We start from the raw sequence: 17,248 nt of genomic DNA on the forward strand, positions 1-17,248 counted from the left end.
TGCGAACTATATTGATATATGATAACGTAATTTGTATGGATTTTTGCTAATTGTGGAGGGAAGTACATGGATTCGGAAGAAAAAGAAACGAAGAATTTTAACGCATCGGTAGAAGCTAATGTTCAAAAGATAATAGGGTATTATAAGCGTCAAGCGTGGGCGTTAAAGGTATTTGATAAAATAGAACAAGATAACATTGTCGAAGATGGTAAAAATGTAATACTAGCTTCTTCTGTCATTCAATCTAATAATGATCTGTTCTTCCCAGCTTTTATTCGTATTAATACGGAAGAAAACGGTAAAGTTGTAGGAGCATATTTGATTCTTGAAGAAGAGGAAAGTTTTCAATTACTTCCCTTGGAAAGAGCGTTAGAAGAGTTTAAGTTGGATGAGTTAATACCATTCAAATATAGAACTCTAGAAAAAATTGATGGAGATCAGTATCAAGTTAATTGGCCTGAATTCTCTTAATATGAGTTCTTTATAACTATTTTTTTCGTTAAAGGAGTGTGACTACTGTTGCACTCCTTTGTTTTTTTGAAGATAATCTATGATGTAAATCCTGTGAGTTTTGCAGGATTTTTTTGTTCTAAGAAAGTATTGAATTTTATACTTTAACTCGGATATTCAAGTATTTTGAACAATCAGGTCTATACATTTCAGGTGGATGCCTTCTAAGGATGACGTCACGATTTCCAAGTTTTTGTCGATTTCATAATGAAGTAATTAGTATTAAAACCGCAATCCGTATGCACATAACACCTCTAGTTTATGTTTCTTAGAAAATGAATTACTTATTAACACTGGTTCCAAGGATGTGCGACTTCCAAGCCGCAAGAATGCGAAGAATGAGACTTCAAAAAGGGTGAAGGAGAGCTACCGACAGGTCCTTAAAGGTCCATACGTAGCGTAAGGTCGTGCACATCCTTATAGGAATTACCTTAGGATTAATTTTATTATCTTGGTAACTGAATAGAAAATATAACTTGTTATAATAGAAGGGGTTTGTTTTTAAAGAGGTCATTAGGGTGGGGATTATAAATTCCAGAAACTAAGACTGATTTCCTATGTATTTATAAACGAAAAATCAGTCTTTTCTTTCTTTATACTAAATTTGGTTATAAGCGTATTTTTATAGTATAATCAGTAATTGAAGAAACTTTCATATAGCGTATACGTCTAAATGAATGTTGTACTTTAATTTTTGAAAATAATAAAACAAGGATGATATATTTGGATATAAAATTACTTCTTGCTTTTATCATATCTATGGCGACAGCAATAGCGGTAACCCCGCTTGTTATTAAACTAGCACATAAAATAGGAGCGGTTGATAAACCCTCTGAAAGAAAAGTACATCAAAATGTAATGCCTCGTTTGGGAGGTCTTGCAATTTTTATAGCAGTAATTGCTGGTTATTTTGTGGCAGGATTGTATGAAGCAAAAATTACAGGTATTATGGTCGGTGCATTGATCATAATCGTTTTGGGAATAATAGATGATAAATATGAGATATCGGCTAAAATTAAACTATTAGGTCAGATTTTGGCGGCTTGTGCAGTAATGGGTAGTGGATTAACGATCGATGTATTAAATATTCCGTTCATTGGTGTATTTGAGCTTGGTATCTTCTCATATGTAGTTACATTGTTTTGGATATTAGCTATTACGAATGCCATCAATTTAATTGATGGATTGGATGGTTTGTCAGCAGGTATCTCTTCAATAGTGTTTGCAAGTATTGCTTTCCTAGCTTTCTCAGCAGATAAGATGTTAATTCTTACCCTTTCCCTAATATTATTGGGGAGTACACTTGGATTTTTGTTCCATAATTTCTACCCAGCAAAAATTTTCATGGGTGATACAGGATCAATGTTTTTAGGATATGCGATTTCGATACTTTCATTACTTGGTTTATACAAAAGTGTAACTTTATTTAGCTTTGTTGTACCAATTATGATTTTAGGTGTACCAATTTTCGATACATCATTCGCGATTATAAGAAGAGTAGTAAATAGGAAACCTATATCCGTTGCAGATAAATCACATTTACATCACCGTTTATTAGCCCTAGGGTTAACGCACCGGGATACTGTTTTGGTGATATATGGTTTTGGTTTAATATTTAGTATAGCCGCAATTACATTTGAAACATTAACATTAAGATGGGCGATATTTATCTTATTGTTTATATTAATTGCGTTTGAAATTATTGCTGAAAAGATTGGACTCGTTAGTGAAGAATACAGACCTATTATTTCTGTATTCCAAAAGGTTGTTGGGTATAAGCGCGATTAATAATTGTGCTTTTCACATATTGCTTTAAAACTTATATTAGATTTTAATTCATGGATAGGTTGGTGTTGATAAAATGAAAGTACCTATGTTAGATTTATCGGAACAATATGCATCATTAAAAAGTGAAGTATTAGAAGCCTTAGATGGTGTTATGAGTAGCTCACAATTCATTCTTGGTAGTAATGTTAAAAAGCTTGAGGCTGACATTGCTGCGTATAGTCATGTTGCTCATGGTATTGGTTGTGGGAATGGTAGTGATGCAATTCATATAGCGTTACAAGCTGCGGGGGTTGGACCTGGAGATGAAGTTATTACAACTCCATTTACATTCTTTGCGACTGGTGGAGCGATTGCTAGAACTGGTGCAACACCGGTATATGCAGATATTGACCCAATTTCTTTTAACTTAGATCCTAATGAGATTGAAAAACATATTACAGATAAAACAAAAGCTATTATTCCAGTTCATTTATATGGACAAATGGCAGATATGGTAAGTATTCGTAAAATCGCGGACAAGCATAATCTATTTGTTGTAGAAGATGCTGCACAGGCAATTGGTGCTAAACAAGGTGAATTTACAGTTGGTGAACTTGGAGATGCAGCAACTTATAGCTTCTTCCCTACGAAAAACCTTGGTGCATATGGTGACGGAGGTATGGTCGTTACAAATAATGATGATATTGCAGAAAAAAGTCGTGTAATTCGTGTGCACGGAAGTAAACCGAAATATTACCACCATGTACTTGGTTACAACAGTCGCTTAGATGAATTGCAAGCAGCTGTATTAAATGTGAAATTTCCACATTTAGATACTTGGGGTGAGCAACGTAGAAAACATGCAGACTTCTACACAAATTTACTAAACGAAAAAGTAGCAGATCATGTAAAAACGCCTGTTATCGTTGAAGGATTCCATCACGTATTCCATCAATATACGATTCTGACTGAACGTCGTGATGAATTACAAGCCTTCTTAAATGAAAATGGAGTTTCTACAATGATTTATTACCCACTACCATTGCATATTCAACCAGTTTTTGAAAACCTAGGTTATAAAAAAGGTGATTTCCCTAAAGCTGAAAAAGCTGCAAATGAAGCACTTTCTTTACCAATGTTCCCAGAGTTAAAAGAAGAACAACAACAATATGTGGTAGAGAAAATCGCTGAGTTTTTTGCTAGTAAATAATGAATGGATAAAAGTAGAGGGAGACGTTATTTACGTTTCCCTCTAACTGCCTGTTAAAGAGATTTAAAGGAGAAGTGAAATGGCTGAAAATAGAACATATCGTTTGTACGATTCATTAGAATTTTTTTGGAAGAAAAAAGTATGGTTTATCATTATTCCTGTAATAGTAGCTTTGTTGGGATATCTTGGTTCGATGCTAATTCCTAATGGCGGAGATTATGTTGGGAAAAGCACTGTATTTACTGGATCAGTAAAATTAGAAGCTTTAACAAATCCTGAACATATCCAAACAAAATACGGGCAACACTTTACTGGAAAAACAGAAGTATTTGTACCGACAAGAAGTTATATCAAGTTAGAAACTTATGGGGAAAATGAAGAACAAGTCACAGAAGAATTGACTCAATTCAATGATCAATTACTTGAAGGACTAATGGTTCAATATGATAAGGTAATTCAAGGAACAGAGGCTTATGCAAAGGCTCAAGCAGAGCGAATTGCAACCTTGAAAACGGCTATTGAGTCTTATAAAGAAGTTATAACTGATACTGACAACGTAACGGTAATAAACAACTTTTCAACATTATTAAGTACTGCAGAGATGGACTTAACAAATGCATTGGCTACAGAGCAACGTGTTAGAAACGACATTATAACTTTTGAGAAGCCTGCACTTGCAACAACTACCTATGTAGCAAAAACAAAATCGTACGGTTTAGAAGGAGCAATCGCAGGATTCATTCTTGGGATATTAGCTGCTATCCTTATTTTATCTTTATGGAAATATATATTAGAAGCTAGAGGGAGTAAAAGAGTATGATTCAATTTGCAATTGTAGGTATGGGTTTCATCGCAGATAAACATTTAGCTGCTATTCAAAATGCAGAAGGGGCTAACCTTTTTGCTATCTGTGATACAAATCCCGATAGATTAGTGTTAGATGATGAAAATGTATTAAAATATACAGATTTAGAGAAAATGTTGACTGAAAATCCACAAATTGATGTAGTGAATATTTGTGTTCCTTCTGGTTTACATGCAACTTTAACAAAGGTTGTAGCAAAGTATAACAAACATATAGTGACTGAAAAGCCAATGGCACTTAACTCGGCTGATGCAAAAGAAATGATGGAGATTGCAAAAGAAGCGGGAGTTAAACTTTCCATCGTACATCCGAATCGATACCGTCCAGCAATTATGGAAGTTCGTGAGTTAATGGATGCAGGTAAATTTGGAAAGCTGAGCCACGCTAATGCAACTGTCCGTTGGAATAGAGGGCAAGAGTATTACGACCAAGCTCCATGGAGAGGTACGAAACAATTCGATGGTGGAGTGCTAATGAATCAAGCCATACATAATCTAGACTTGTTATTATGGTTTATGGGCCCAGTTAAATCAGTTCAAGGTATGGTAGCAACACGTTTCCGCGACATCGAAACAGAGGATGTAGCTACTGCTTTAATTGAGTTTGAAAGCGGGGCTTTAGGAGTGGTGGAAGCTGCAACTACAGTGTACCCACAAAACCTGGAAGAATCCCTATCTATTTTCGGTGAATCTGCAAGCGTGAAAGTTAGCGGTAAAAATGCAGTGTTCATTGATACATGGGATGTAGAAGGTTTTTCAGAAGATGAAGTAAAAGCATTGAAAACGAAAATACAAAATGATCCTTGGGGCAAAAAAGGACATGACTGTATTATTGAAGATATGGTTGCAGCTATCAATGAAGATCGTGAACCAGAAGTTGGCGGAATTGATGGTTATAACCCTGTCCGTCTAATTGAGGCGATTATCGAATCATCAGAGACAGGAAAACGTATTATATTCAGTTAATTTAAAGGAGAGACATATATGTCAAATTACTATGAAGAATTATTAGCGAAAATCGAAAACCATACAGCAGTTATCGGTGTTGTAGGTTTAGGTTATGTGGGACTACCCCTTTCAGTAGAAAAAGCAAAAGCTGGATATACAGTTATCGGATTCGATGTACAAGAATCTAAAGTAGAACAAGTAAATCAAGGTATTAACTATATTGGTGACGTTGTAGATAACGACTTGAAAGAGATGGTAGACTCTGGTCATTTAACAGCTTCATCTGATTATGGTTCTATTAGTGCAGTGGATGCTGTTGCTATTTGTGTACCAACACCACTTGATATTTACCAACAACCAGATACTTCATATGTGGAGAGTTCGGTAAATGAAATTGCTAAATATGCGAAAAAAGGAACATTAGTTGTTTTAGAGTCAACAACTTACCCAGGTACTACAGAAGAAATTATTCGTACTGCTTTAGAAGACCAAGGATTTACTGTAGGTGAAGACATCTTTATCGCTTATTCGCCAGAACGTATAGATCCAGGTAATAAAGACTTTAATACAAAAAATACACCAAAAGTAGTTGGTGGTATTACAGAAAAATGTACCAATGTTGCAGCTGCACTATATAGTAGCGTATTAGAAGGTGATGTACACAAAGTTTCTAGCCCAGCTATCGCTGAAATGGAAAAAATCTTTGAAAATACATTCCGTCATATTAATATCGCTCTTGCGAACGAAATGGCTATCCTTTGTGAGAAAATGGGAATTGATGTTTGGGAAGTAATTGATGCAGCAAAAACGAAACCATATGGTTTTATGGCATTCTATCCAGGTCCTGGTCTAGGCGGACACTGCATTCCAATCGATCCATTCTATTTAACTTGGAAAGCTCGTGAGTATAACTACCACACTAGATTAATCGAACTTGCAGGAGAAATTAATAACTCTATGCCAGATTACGTTATTACTCGTGCTATGCAAATCTTAAATGATGAAGGTAAAGCATTACGTAATGCTAAAGTTCTTCTTTTAGGGGTAGCTTACAAAAAAGATATCGATGATATGCGTGAATCTCCATCACTAAAATTAGTTGAGTTATTATTACATCATGGTGCTGATTTCAAAACAGTAGATCCACATGTCGAATCTTATCGTGTAAATGGTGAAGTTCTTCATACTTCAGAGTTAACTGATGAGATGCTTGATAATGCAGATATCGTTGTACTAGCTACTGACCATACTGGATTTGATTATGAAAACATTGCGAAGAGATCGAAAGTTATTTTTGATACACGTAATGCATTCAAAGGAATCGAAACTCCAAACCGTTACATTAAACTATAAGGGGGACATGAATATGAACTTTATACATGAAACTGCCGAACTAGGTGAACAAACAACAATTGGTCATTTTTCTGTAATTGAAGAAGGTGCCAAAATAGGCAATAACGTTCGTATCGGTAATCGTGTGACGATTCATGCGAATACGATTATCGGGGATGGTACAACAATTGATGATGGTGCTGTTGTTGGAAAGCAACCAAAACCAGCTAAGACAAGCACGATGCAAATCACGAAAGTAATCCCACCCCTTGAATTAGGAAAAGAATGTACAGTTGGAGCAAATACGATTATTTATAGAGGAGCTATTATCGGTGAGAGTACATTAATCGCTGATTTAGCAACTGTCCGTGAAGATGTTAAGATTGGTGCATTCGTTATTATCGGACGTAATGTCACGGTAGAAAACTTTGTAACCATCGGAGAACGTACTAAAATTCAATCGAATTCATATATAACAGCACATTCTACTTTAGAAGATCATGTCTTTATCGCACCGTGTGTAACTACGACGAATGATAACTTTATGGGTAGAACTGAAGCTCGTTTTGATAAAATCAAAGGAGCAATTGTGAAAAAGGGAGCACGTGTAGGTGGAGCATCTATAATTCTTCCAGGAATCACAATTGCAGAAGAAACTTTTGTAGCAGCAGGAGCAATTGTTACAAAAGATACAGAAGAAAAAACGGTGATCAAAGGATTCCCGGCAAAATTCTTAAAAAATGTACCCGAAGAGGAGCTTCTCTAAGTGTTCTCTCAGTTAAAACGTTTAGGAGCGGATTCGCTCCTTTACGCATTTATGAATGTAGGGACGAAACTAATAGCTTTCATCCTCTTTCCTTTATACGCTCATTATTTAGTGGATACATCGCTAGTAGGTTTGCTTCAACTCGTCGATACAAATGTGTCGATGCTTACTTTCTTAGTGATTTTTGGCACAGATTCGGCTCTGGCCTATTACTACTTTGAGTATAAAGACAAAGAGACACGTGAAAAGTATGTTCGATCCGTTATGACCTTTAGGATATCCATAGTTATTTTATTATTCGTTGTATTTTTAATTGGTGGAGAGTGGCTTTCTGTATTACTATTAGAAGTTCCTGGCCAATCTCAATTATTTTATATTGCACTTGGAACACTTTGTTTGGATACTATAGTCACACTCGTATTAACTATATTGAGATATGATTTTCATACGAAAAGAGTTGTCGCAACAACTGTTGCAAAAATGCTTTTAATCGCTGTTGTGTCATTGCTTTTCTTGATTTTCGTGTGGACGTCACTTGAAGGGATTCTATTGGCTCGATTATTAAGTGTAGCTATTATAGTCTTAGTATTAATAAAGCCAGTAAGAATATATTTAAAACCTTTGTTTGATTGGAGTATTCTAAAGAAAATACTTGTTTATGCAACTCCTTTGGTACCTGCTTCTTTAGCGTTTTGGATTATTGCTAATGCAAATAACTACTTCATTAGAGGGTTTGGAACTATTGGTGATGTTGGGCTCTATGGTACTGCTATTAAATTCGCTACATTTATCACTTTATTGACTAGTGGGATACAACTTGCTTGGAGACCTTTTTCCATGTCATTAAAAGATAAGGAAAGTAGTCCGAAACTATTTTCTACTTTATATGCAGCATTTTTATTGATAGGTAGTTTAGGAGTTTTAGCATTAGCCACTTTTATGCCATGGATAATTTTGGTGATGCCCGAGGATTTTAGAACAGCATTTCAATACGTAGCGCCAATTTCCATAGCAACATTTTTAAGTTTTTATTATATGATTGTTTCTACGGGGATATTTTACTCTAAACAGACAAAACATATTTCCATAGCATTTGGAATAGCGGCAGTTGTTTCAGTTATATTGAATTTTATATTCGTCCCAATTTTCTTAATTTGGGGTACCGTTATTTCTTATGTTTTGTCATACTGTTTGGCTCTGTTCATCGTGTTCCGTAAAAGTCAGAAGCTTTACTATGTGCCTTTCTCTGGATTTAAGATGGCATGGACAATCTTTTGGTTAATAGCTGCCACATTGAGTATCGTGTATATTCAATTAACAGAGTTAAATGACTGGTTGATAGCTGGAGTATGGATTGTATTTTTAGTACTAGTATTAGTAGTTAGAATGGATAAATATTTTAGAAAGTAATGGGGGATATGGCATGGCGAGAAATTGTAAGATTAACCTTAGGCATAAAGATTTTTATCCTATTACAGGCGAAGGGTACGAAGGGTTTTTTAGAGGTTATTTCTACTATGAAAATCAATATGTCACCCATGAAAACTTTGGTAGCATATTTAGTGCAGCTCAGCTTTCCTCGATGGAATATTCCACTTGGAATGGGGAGTACGCTTTAGTTTTCACAAATGAACATAATACTACTTTAGTGACGGATATGAAACGATCTATCCCATTATTCTATTCCCAAGACTCTGTATCCAATTGGATTGTTCAAGACTATATCACACCTTATAAAGGCATGAAAATGGTGCCAGAGGCAGAAGATGAGTTTCTTGTAACGGGGTTTGTATTTAGAGATAAAACACTTTTTGCTGACTGGCTTCAAGTGCCAGCTGTTTCTTATGTGGAACTAGCTAAGGATGCAAAACAAACTTATTATTACACATATGTTTTGGAAAAAGAATCAGCTGCTATAGATACATTTGCTGCAGAATTGGAGCAGGTTTTCCATGAATTATTTGATGATTTAGCTACACGTTTGCAAGGACGTCAAATAGTTATCCCACTTAGTGGTGGCTATGATTCTAGGTTAATCGCTTTAAATCTGGTGGAACGAGGATTAAAAGATAATATTACTGCTTTTACATATGGAAGACCAGGTAATGGGGAATCTACTGTTAGTAAGCAAATAGCTGATCAGTTAGGGCTTAAGTGGAAGTACTTTGCTTATGACAAGAAAATGTGGGAAGACATGTACAAGTCGGAGGACTGGAAAGACTATGTTGTGTATTCTAGCAATGGTGTCTCTGTTGCACATTTACAAGATTTCCCGAGTACCAAGCTTTTAGTACAAGAAGAAAATTTAAAGGATGCTGTGTTTCTACCAGGTCATTCCCTAGATTACCTAGCGGGTGGCCATTTACCATATGAATCGATTATTGATAAAGAATTTGAAGTGAGTGAAATTCAAACCTTCATCATGAACAAGCATTTCCGGTTATGGGAACTTAATGGAGAAAAAACTTATGCAAACACGAATATAGGAAGAGGTTTAATCGAAGACATAGAAGTGTATTCCAATTACACGAATGAGCGAGTGTCTTCACTAATAGATGAATGGAACTGGAGAGAAAGACAATCCAAGTTCATCATTAACTCTGTTCGAGTTTATGAGTATTTTGGTCAAGGCTGGTCCCTTCCGTTATGGGATGATCGGTTAATCCATTTCTTCAGTAAGCTTCCAGCAGACTTAAAATATAAAAAATATTTATACGATTATACATTGCATAAAATGCATCCAGATTATTATTCAATGCCTCAAAAACCAGGTCCAGAAAATTCGTTGAAAAATAAATATGGCATGCTCTATCCTATTTTGCGCAAGCTATATAGGAAGAAAAACCTTTATCGAAAATACTTTGATGAGCCAATGGAATGGTTCGGTATCTACCCAACTTATAAGCAATATGTAAAATCGTTAAAATTCACACGAAATGGTAAGAAGTATGAACATCCATATAATATTAATTCATTTATCGTAAAAGACATGATTGAAATGATGAAGGAGATTACAAAATGAAAGTTCTTACAATTTTAGGAGCAAGACCCCAATTTATAAAAGCTGCTGCAGTATCACGTGTCATCCGTGAAGAAGTAACAGAACTAATAGTTCATACTGGACAGCATTATGATGCAAATATGTCCGACATCTTTTTTGAAGAGTTAAATATTCCAAAACCAGATTATCATTTAGGAATTGGTTCTGGAAACCACGGGAAACAAACTGGAGAAATGTTAGCTAAAATTGAAGAAATAATTTTAACTGAAACTCCGGATTTTGTACTTGTATATGGAGATACTAACTCAACACTTGCCGGTGCACTTGCAGCTGCAAAGCTTCATGTACCTATTGTACATATAGAAGCGGGGCTACGTAGTTTTAACAAGAAAATGCCAGAAGAAGTAAACCGCATACTAACAGATCATATTTCTACATTACTTCTATGTCCAACTGATACAGCAATACAAAATTTAACAAACGAACATATATCCGAAGGCGTTTATAATGTAGGAGACGTAATGTATGATGCAGTATTGTATAATAAAGAATTAGCAGCATCATCAACGACTATTTTAGAGCGTGAAAACCTAACTGCAAAAGATTATTTATTAATCACGATCCATCGTGCAGAAAACACGGATGATGTAGATCGTATGAAATCTATATTAGATGCATTTAGTCAAATCCCAGATAAAAAGGTATGGCCAATTCATCCACGTACGAAGCATAAGTTAGAGGATTATGGATTTAAATTAGACCAAATTCCAAACTTACATGTTATCGAACCAGTTGGTTACCTGGATATGCTTTCGTTAGAAACTAATGCGAAAAAAATCGTTACAGATTCTGGTGGCGTTCAAAAAGAAGCATATTTCGCAGAAGTCCCATGTGTAACAGTTCGTGATCAAACTGAATGGGTAGAAACATTAATAGAAGATGCAAATATTCTAACTGGTACAGACACGGACAAAATAGTAGCTGCTGTAAACAAAAAAGTAACACCTTCTTATACACCTGTATTTGGAGATGGAAAAACATCCGAAAAAGTGCTAGCGTTACTGAAGGAATATTTAGCTTAATTTTTTTGATATAATCTAGCAAAACCCACAGATCAAATCTGGGCGTTATTGATGAATATAAAGTAGGTGTGAGCATTGTTAATTTTTAGCATATGGCTCTTTACTGTGGTGGCTTCCACATACCTTTTTAAAAAGGTCTCTGGAAGCCTTTCTCTTGTAAAGCCAAATATGATTACCATAATATATTATTATTCTTTCCTTATCTCCAGTTATATTGGCGGATTATTGATAGCATTAGGGATTGATGATTATTATATGATTAAACGAATGGACCATGAGGAGTATCGAATCATTGGATTTATTTTGTTGACATTATTAATGATTTTATTCCCACTAACGCAATTGGTTGTAGGAAGAATATTAGGTTTTAATTCGGAAATAGAGTTTGACCGCTACCTACACGAACCCGTTCGTACAAGTGTAGATAAGAATAGACGCTTGTTTAGATTAGCCTTTGGTGCACTTACTGCTATATCTGTGCTAGCAGTAGCTTATACAATGCTGAAGACCTCTACTGTACCTTTATTTGAATTGTTAAAAGGAAACACATCTGAACTGGCGAAGATGCGTATTGATGCGTCACGAGGAATTAGTGGAATTGATGTATATATACGAAATATATTTGCAATCGCCTTAACTCCGGTTCTTTCAATAATTGCTTTTATATATACAACACAATCTAGAGCATTATATTGGAAGATCGTATTCTTTTTGTTGTTTATGTCATCTTTAGTAATAACTACATACGATTTGGCAAAATCACCCGTTTTCTTTTATGTCATCATGTTGTTGTTAGCAGGTGTATTCACACAAACACTAAAGTTAAATTGGAAGAAAATCAGTGCCTTTGTTATTTCAGGGACAGTATTATTAGTAATCATGTATGTAGCTATCCAAGGAGTAACAGAAGTTGAGAGCTTTTTGTCCTATAATTCTGGTCCAATTGGAAGAATTATTCTAGCGCAAATATCTCCTTTCTTTTTACATTTAGATACGTACTCACATTCTATCGCTTTACTGGAGATGAAAGGATTACCTTCGTTTATCGCTGGTATATTCGATATTGAACAGGTGCGTACAGCAAGAATGGTCATGGAAAATGTGTTCCCTGAAAATGTAGATAAAGGGACAGGCGGCGTATTAAATACGATTTTTATTGGAGAAGCTTTTGGATCATTTGGATATGTTGGAGTTATAGTTTGTATTATTTATGTAGCTGCAGTTGTCCAGCTGTTATATATCGCTTTCTTAAGACTACCAAAAACTCCAGTCGTTATTGCTTTAACAGTTTACTTTACCATTAATATCCCAAGAACACTTGTTGGTGGAGCAGCAGACTTTTTCTTCAATCCAATTTGGATAATGATGACAGTCGTTCTTGCCGGATTATTTATATTAGAGCAGTATTTTCACGTTATTTGGACATTCCTTATGAGTAAGGTGAAGAGGAAAAAGGTGAAAGCATGAAAAATATTCTTATATATTATCCATTTACGATAGCAACGAATCCCAAAAGTGGATCTGCTATTCGTCCTGTAGAAATGATAAAAGCATTTGAAGCTTATGCGCAAAAGCATGGTGTTGAATTAGTCGTTATTTCTGGTAGTACAAATGAACGTCGTCTACTTTGGAATAAATTCTTACAGGATAAAAAACTAGAGCACACATTGTTTTGTTATTCAGAAAATCAAACGATTCCATTATGGCTTACGGATGCTGGCCATATTCCGAAAGATTGGAAAATAGATAAACAAGTATTTCAGATGCTTAAGAAACATGAAGTTCCGACTGGAGTATTTTATAGAGATGTATACTGGAAGTTTGATGAATTATATTCTTTAAGAGGTATAAAAAAATTCATCATGCAATCTATTTATAAAATGGAAGAAAAATTTTACGGGAAATACGTTCATACCGTTTTCTTACCTAGTGATGCTATGGGGAAATACGTGAATATAAATGCTTCCAAAATGGCTCTTCCACCAGGTGGACGTTTTGCAGATATTAAAACTAATTCAGACAACATTAAAAAGCCGTTCAAAGGTATCTATGTAGGTGGTATTAATAATGATGATTATGGACTGCCTACACTGGTAGACGCTTATGCTTTGTTAAACAAAGACGATGTTTTAGGAAATTTAGTGATTGTTTGTCGCGAAGATGAATATAACGACTTAACTAGTTTAGAAAAGGAAAAGCTAAACAAATCGTATATTGAAGTGAAACATGTCAGCGGGACAGAACTACAAAAACTATACGAAGAAGTAGATTTTGCATTTATTCCTCGAAAACGTTCTGTTTACAATGACTTTGCAGTGCCAATTAAGCTTGTTGAATATTTAACAGCAGGCCTACCAATCATTGCTACCAATTGTTCTGCACAAGAGGACTTCATAGGATCAGGACCTTACGGGGTTCTAACAGGTGATGATGCAGGGAGTCTTGTAGAAGGAATGCAAGCGATACAACCAAAGTTTGCTGAATACAAACAAAATATACAGCAAACTTTCTTACAAAAGCATGCATGGAATGAACGTGCCGAACAAGCGGCGCATGCACTAATAGGAGGTAACCAATGAAAATTGCGTTATTAGCACCAAGCAGATCGATTCATACACAAAAATGGGCGTTATTCTACCAATCTCAAGGAATCGATGTGAAAGTGTACACGTTTAAAGATCATTATTCAGAGGACAACGCAAAGCTGGTTCCGACTATTGTATTGCCAAAGTCATTACCTGGCAAAGCTTCTTATTTAGCGGCAGCTCCAGCATTGAAAAAAATGTTGAAAGAATGGCAACCAGATGTACTTCATTCGCATTTTGTTTCTAGCTACGGTTTGTTAGGTGCGATGGTCAATTATAAAAAGTATTTTGTTTCAGTATGGGGAAAAGATATTTTTGATTTCCCTAAAAAGAGTAAACTTAATAAAAAATTGATAGAGTTCACGTTAAGTAAAGCTACTGCTATTTTCTCTACAAGTCATGTGATGGCTAAAGAAACAAATTTATATACGAATCGTTTTGTAGAAGTAACTCCTTTTGGTGTAGATATTAATATTTTTTATCCGGAAGCAGCTAAAGAACAAACAAGTGACAAAATTATTATTGGAACTGTAAAAGCGTTAGAAGATAAATACGGGATAGCTGATTTAGTGAAGGGCTTTGCATTATTCTATAAAGAATTTCCAAACTCTGAACTCCTTATTACAGGTGATGGCCCACAAAGAGCAGAATATGAGCAACTAACTAAGGATTTAGGTATTGATGCAGTTACAACCTTTACTGGAAAAGTACCGAATACTGAGGTCCCTAATGTTATCCGTAAGATGTCTATTTTCGCGGTCCCATCTACAGAAAATAGTGAAAGCTTTGGAGTGGCAGCAGTAGAAGGAATGGCCTGTGGTGTTCCGGTAGTCGTATCTAATGTAGGCGGTCTTCCAGAAGTAGTGGTAGACGGTGTAACTGGCATTGTAACGGATAAAGAAAGTCCGGAACAATTAGCAAGCGCATTCAAAAAACTTGCTAAAAATAGTGACTTAAGAGAGGCTATGGGACAAGCTGGAGTATCACATGTAGCAGAGCACTATAGTTGGGTTGATAACGCACATTACATGTTAGAGTTATATAAAAAGTATCTATAATCGTTAGAAAGAGAAAGGTGATTGGATATGATTAAGAAGGCTGTTATTCCTGCGGCAGGGTTTGGGACTCGTTTTCTACCTGCAACGAAAGCATTACCTAAAGAAATGCTGCCAATTGTAGATAAACCAAACTTACAATACATTATTGAAGAGGCAATTGCTTCTGGCATAGAAGATATTATTATTGTAACTGGGCGCAATAAAAAATCGATGGAAGATCATTTCGATAAATCCATCGAATTAGAACTACTATTAAAGAAAACTGGAAAAACTGAGTTGTTAGAAACAGTGGAGAACATTTCTAATCTGGTGGACATACATTATATGCGTCAGAAGGAGCCTCTTGGTTTAGGTCATGCAATTCTTTGTACGAAAAAATTTATTGGCAACGAACCTTTTGCTGTTTTGTTACCCGATGATATTATAGACGCAGAAGTACCTGCATTAAAACAAATGATTAATATGTATGAGTCAACTCAAAGTAGTATTTTAGGAGTCAATGAAGTACCGACCGAAGATGTAAATAAATACGGTATAGTTGACTATAGCGAAGTAGATAATAATTTATATACAGTAAAAAGATTAGTGGAAAAGCCTGCTATTCAGGACGCACCATCCAACCAAGCAATTGTTGGTCGTTATATTTTGACACCTGGTATATTTGAAGAACTTGAAAAAGTCCAACCAGATGCAAAAGGAGAAATCCAATTAACGGATGCAATTGATTCCTTGTTGGCTAAAGAATCTATCTACTCATATATGTTTGAAGGTAAACGTTATGATGTAGGTGATAAATTAGGTTTTTTACAAGCGACATTTGACTTTGCATTAAAACGTGACGATTTAAAAGAGCCATTAATAGCCTATTTAAAGAATAAATTGAAAGATTAAAACGGTGATTTAAATGCGTATTGTATATTTGTGTCAACATTTCCCACCTGAAACGGGTGCCCCGCAAATTCGGGTATATGAGGTAAGTAAGGAACTTTTAGCTCAAGGTCATGATATTCAAGTGGTTACGGCTTTTCCTCATCATCCTCACGGAATTATTCCAGAGGAGTATAAAGGGAAAAAATATGAGTTTGAAAAGTGGGATGGAATTCCTGTCCATCGTACTTGGATATATCCTTCCAAAAAAGGGACTTTTTATAAACGTTTAGTTTCGTATTTTTCATTTACATTCAGTTCATTTTATGGATTATTGAAATCTGGAAAAGTAGATGTTATTATAGTTAACTCACCACCAATATTTTTAGGACTAACGGGCTTGATAAGTGCGAAACTAAAAGGAGCAAAGTTTGTCTTTAACGTTGCCGATGTTTGGCCAGAGTCCGCAGTGAAATTAGGACTTGTAAAAAATAAGTTTTTCATAAAGCTTGCAGAAATACTAGAGTCATTTTTATATAAACATTCATGGAAAATAGCTACTGCAACAGACGGTATTCGTTCATATATCATTAACCACTCTCAGCCAGAAGATAAAGTGTTTGTACTTCCCAATGGAGTAAATACGAATTTCTTCCAACCACGAGAAAAAGATGCTGAATATGTAGAAAAGTTTAATCTACAAAACAAGTTTGTCTTTTCCTATGGTGGTAATCTAGGATATGCGCAGGGTCTAGAGTATATTTTGCATGCAGCAAAGAATATGCAAGAAATGGTACCAAATGCCTTTTTCTTAATTGCTGGGGCAGGTCCCGAAGAAGAAAAGCTACATCAATTAGCGGAAGAATTAGGCCTTACCAACATTGCTTTTTTAGGACATTTACCTTTGACAGAAATGCCTAAATTATTTTCTGTCACGGATGTAAGTATCGTCCCATTGCGTGATATACAGTTGTTTGAAGGAGCACGTCCATCTAAAATTTTCCCTGCGGCTTCATCAGGGGTTCCTGTATTATATTGCGGTAAAGGGGAAAGTGCCGAAATCGTGACAAAAAATAATATTGGACTTGTTGCTAAACCAGAAAATGTCGATTCTATAGTAGATACAATGTTTTCATTTGTAGAAATGGATGAGACAGATCGTTCAGAAATGAAAGAATGTGGTCGGAAATTGGCATTGAATGAATACAGTTGGGTATCCATTGTCAAAGACCTGTTGTCTAACCTTACGAAGAAGTAA

15 protein-coding genes are annotated in these 17,248 nt (G+C 35.4%); all 15 read left to right on the forward strand.

Translation table 11 applies throughout. The features are described from left to right. The first annotated feature begins 66 nt into the window (after positions 1-66). The 15 genes from MKY60_RS04710 (at position 67) to MKY60_RS04780 (ending at position 17,248) form a co-directional block, all read left to right on the forward strand. Positions 67-471, forward strand: coding sequence for a hypothetical protein (locus tag MKY60_RS04710; RefSeq protein WP_340879212.1), 405 nt, complete (start codon positions 67-69; stop codon positions 469-471). Positions 472-1,233: 762 nt separating this feature from the next. Continuing rightward, positions 1,234-2,298 carry a glycosyltransferase family 4 protein gene (locus MKY60_RS04715; protein WP_090563465.1) on the forward strand — a complete coding sequence of 355 codons (1,065 nt, stop codon included), beginning with the start codon at positions 1,234-1,236 and terminating at the stop codon, positions 2,296-2,298. Between the two features lie 73 nt (positions 2,299-2,371). After that, positions 2,372-3,487 carry a DegT/DnrJ/EryC1/StrS family aminotransferase gene (locus MKY60_RS04720; RefSeq protein WP_269920558.1) on the forward strand — a complete coding sequence of 372 codons (1,116 nt, stop codon included), beginning with the start codon at positions 2,372-2,374 and terminating at the stop codon, positions 3,485-3,487. A 79-nt stretch (positions 3,488-3,566) separates the two neighbouring features. Continuing rightward, positions 3,567-4,307: a hypothetical protein gene (locus MKY60_RS04725; RefSeq protein WP_340879213.1), complete on the forward strand. Its 741-nt coding sequence runs from the start codon at positions 3,567-3,569 to the stop codon at positions 4,305-4,307. Then, entirely contained in the window at positions 4,304-5,317 is a 1,014-nt protein-coding gene (locus MKY60_RS04730; RefSeq protein WP_340928854.1) for a Gfo/Idh/MocA family protein, read from the forward strand. The genes MKY60_RS04725 and MKY60_RS04730 overlap by 4 nt, the downstream gene beginning before the upstream one ends. Positions 5,318-5,335: 18 nt before the next feature. After that, positions 5,336-6,652 carry a nucleotide sugar dehydrogenase gene (locus MKY60_RS04735; protein ID WP_093496601.1) on the forward strand — a complete coding sequence of 439 codons (1,317 nt, stop codon included), beginning with the start codon at positions 5,336-5,338 and terminating at the stop codon, positions 6,650-6,652. 13 nt (positions 6,653-6,665) lie between these two features. Continuing rightward, entirely contained in the window at positions 6,666-7,397 is a 732-nt protein-coding gene (locus tag MKY60_RS04740) for an acyltransferase (RefSeq protein ID WP_340928857.1), read from the forward strand. Then, entirely contained in the window at positions 7,398-8,807 is a 1,410-nt protein-coding gene (locus MKY60_RS04745; RefSeq protein WP_340879215.1) for a lipopolysaccharide biosynthesis protein, read from the forward strand. Positions 8,808-8,820: 13 nt separating this feature from the next. After that, positions 8,821-10,419, forward strand: a complete 1,599-nt coding sequence (locus MKY60_RS04750; RefSeq protein WP_340879216.1) for an asparagine synthase C-terminal domain-containing protein — start codon at positions 8,821-8,823, stop codon at positions 10,417-10,419. Further along, positions 10,416-11,480 carry a non-hydrolyzing UDP-N-acetylglucosamine 2-epimerase gene (gene wecB, locus MKY60_RS04755; RefSeq protein ID WP_093496598.1) on the forward strand — a complete coding sequence of 355 codons (1,065 nt, stop codon included), beginning with the start codon at positions 10,416-10,418 and terminating at the stop codon, positions 11,478-11,480. The genes MKY60_RS04750 and wecB overlap by 4 nt, the downstream gene beginning before the upstream one ends. Before the next feature lie 168 nt (positions 11,481-11,648). After that, positions 11,649-12,947, forward strand: coding sequence for an oligosaccharide repeat unit polymerase (locus tag MKY60_RS04760; protein ID WP_241595474.1), 1,299 nt, complete (start codon positions 11,649-11,651; stop codon positions 12,945-12,947). Beyond that, positions 12,944-14,059 (forward strand): glycosyltransferase, encoded by a 1,116-nt coding sequence (locus MKY60_RS04765; protein WP_093496597.1) that lies wholly within the window; start codon positions 12,944-12,946, stop codon positions 14,057-14,059. Before MKY60_RS04760 ends, MKY60_RS04765 begins: the two co-directional genes overlap by 4 nt. Further along, positions 14,056-15,123 carry a glycosyltransferase gene (locus tag MKY60_RS04770; RefSeq protein WP_340879219.1) on the forward strand — a complete coding sequence of 356 codons (1,068 nt, stop codon included), beginning with the start codon at positions 14,056-14,058 and terminating at the stop codon, positions 15,121-15,123. Before MKY60_RS04765 ends, MKY60_RS04770 begins: the two co-directional genes overlap by 4 nt. Before the next feature lie 27 nt (positions 15,124-15,150). Next, the gene (gene galU / locus MKY60_RS04775) at positions 15,151-16,014 is read left to right on the forward strand and encodes a UTP--glucose-1-phosphate uridylyltransferase GalU (RefSeq protein ID WP_090563440.1); all 864 of its coding nucleotides are present in this window, start codon (positions 15,151-15,153) and stop codon (positions 16,012-16,014) included. A 13-nt stretch (positions 16,015-16,027) separates the two neighbouring features. After that, on the forward strand, positions 16,028-17,248 hold the full coding sequence (locus tag MKY60_RS04780) for a glycosyltransferase family 4 protein (protein WP_269920547.1): 1,221 nt from the start codon (positions 16,028-16,030) through the stop codon (positions 17,246-17,248).

The organism is Psychrobacillus sp. FSL K6-1415, assembly GCF_038003185.1.
Taxonomy (GTDB): Bacteria; Bacillota; Bacilli; order Bacillales_A; family Planococcaceae; genus Psychrobacillus; species Psychrobacillus psychrodurans.

Excerpts from the sequence above, each read along its gene's own strand:
- MKY60_RS04710 (WP_340879212.1), top strand. The coding sequence starts at position 67 with ATGGATTCGGAAGAAAAAGAAACGAAGAATTTTAACGCATCGGTAGAA.
- MKY60_RS04720 (WP_269920558.1), top strand. The coding sequence starts at position 2,372 with ATGAAAGTACCTATGTTAGATTTATCGGAACAATATGCATCATTAAAA.
- MKY60_RS04725 (WP_340879213.1), top strand. The coding sequence starts at position 3,567 with ATGGCTGAAAATAGAACATATCGTTTGTACGATTCATTAGAATTTTTT.
- MKY60_RS04730 (WP_340928854.1), top strand. The coding sequence starts at position 4,304 with ATGATTCAATTTGCAATTGTAGGTATGGGTTTCATCGCAGATAAACAT.
- MKY60_RS04735 (WP_093496601.1), top strand. The coding sequence starts at position 5,336 with ATGTCAAATTACTATGAAGAATTATTAGCGAAAATCGAAAACCATACA.
- MKY60_RS04740 (WP_340928857.1), top strand. The coding sequence starts at position 6,666 with ATGAACTTTATACATGAAACTGCCGAACTAGGTGAACAAACAACAATT.
- MKY60_RS04750 (WP_340879216.1), top strand. The coding sequence starts at position 8,821 with ATGGCGAGAAATTGTAAGATTAACCTTAGGCATAAAGATTTTTATCCT.
- wecB (WP_093496598.1), top strand. The coding sequence starts at position 10,416 with ATGAAAGTTCTTACAATTTTAGGAGCAAGACCCCAATTTATAAAAGCT.
- MKY60_RS04760 (WP_241595474.1), top strand. The coding sequence starts at position 11,649 with ATGATTACCATAATATATTATTATTCTTTCCTTATCTCCAGTTATATT.
- MKY60_RS04765 (WP_093496597.1), top strand. The coding sequence starts at position 12,944 with ATGAAAAATATTCTTATATATTATCCATTTACGATAGCAACGAATCCC.
- MKY60_RS04770 (WP_340879219.1), top strand. The coding sequence starts at position 14,056 with ATGAAAATTGCGTTATTAGCACCAAGCAGATCGATTCATACACAAAAA.
- galU (WP_090563440.1), top strand. The coding sequence starts at position 15,151 with ATGATTAAGAAGGCTGTTATTCCTGCGGCAGGGTTTGGGACTCGTTTT.
- MKY60_RS04780 (WP_269920547.1), top strand. The coding sequence starts at position 16,028 with ATGCGTATTGTATATTTGTGTCAACATTTCCCACCTGAAACGGGTGCC.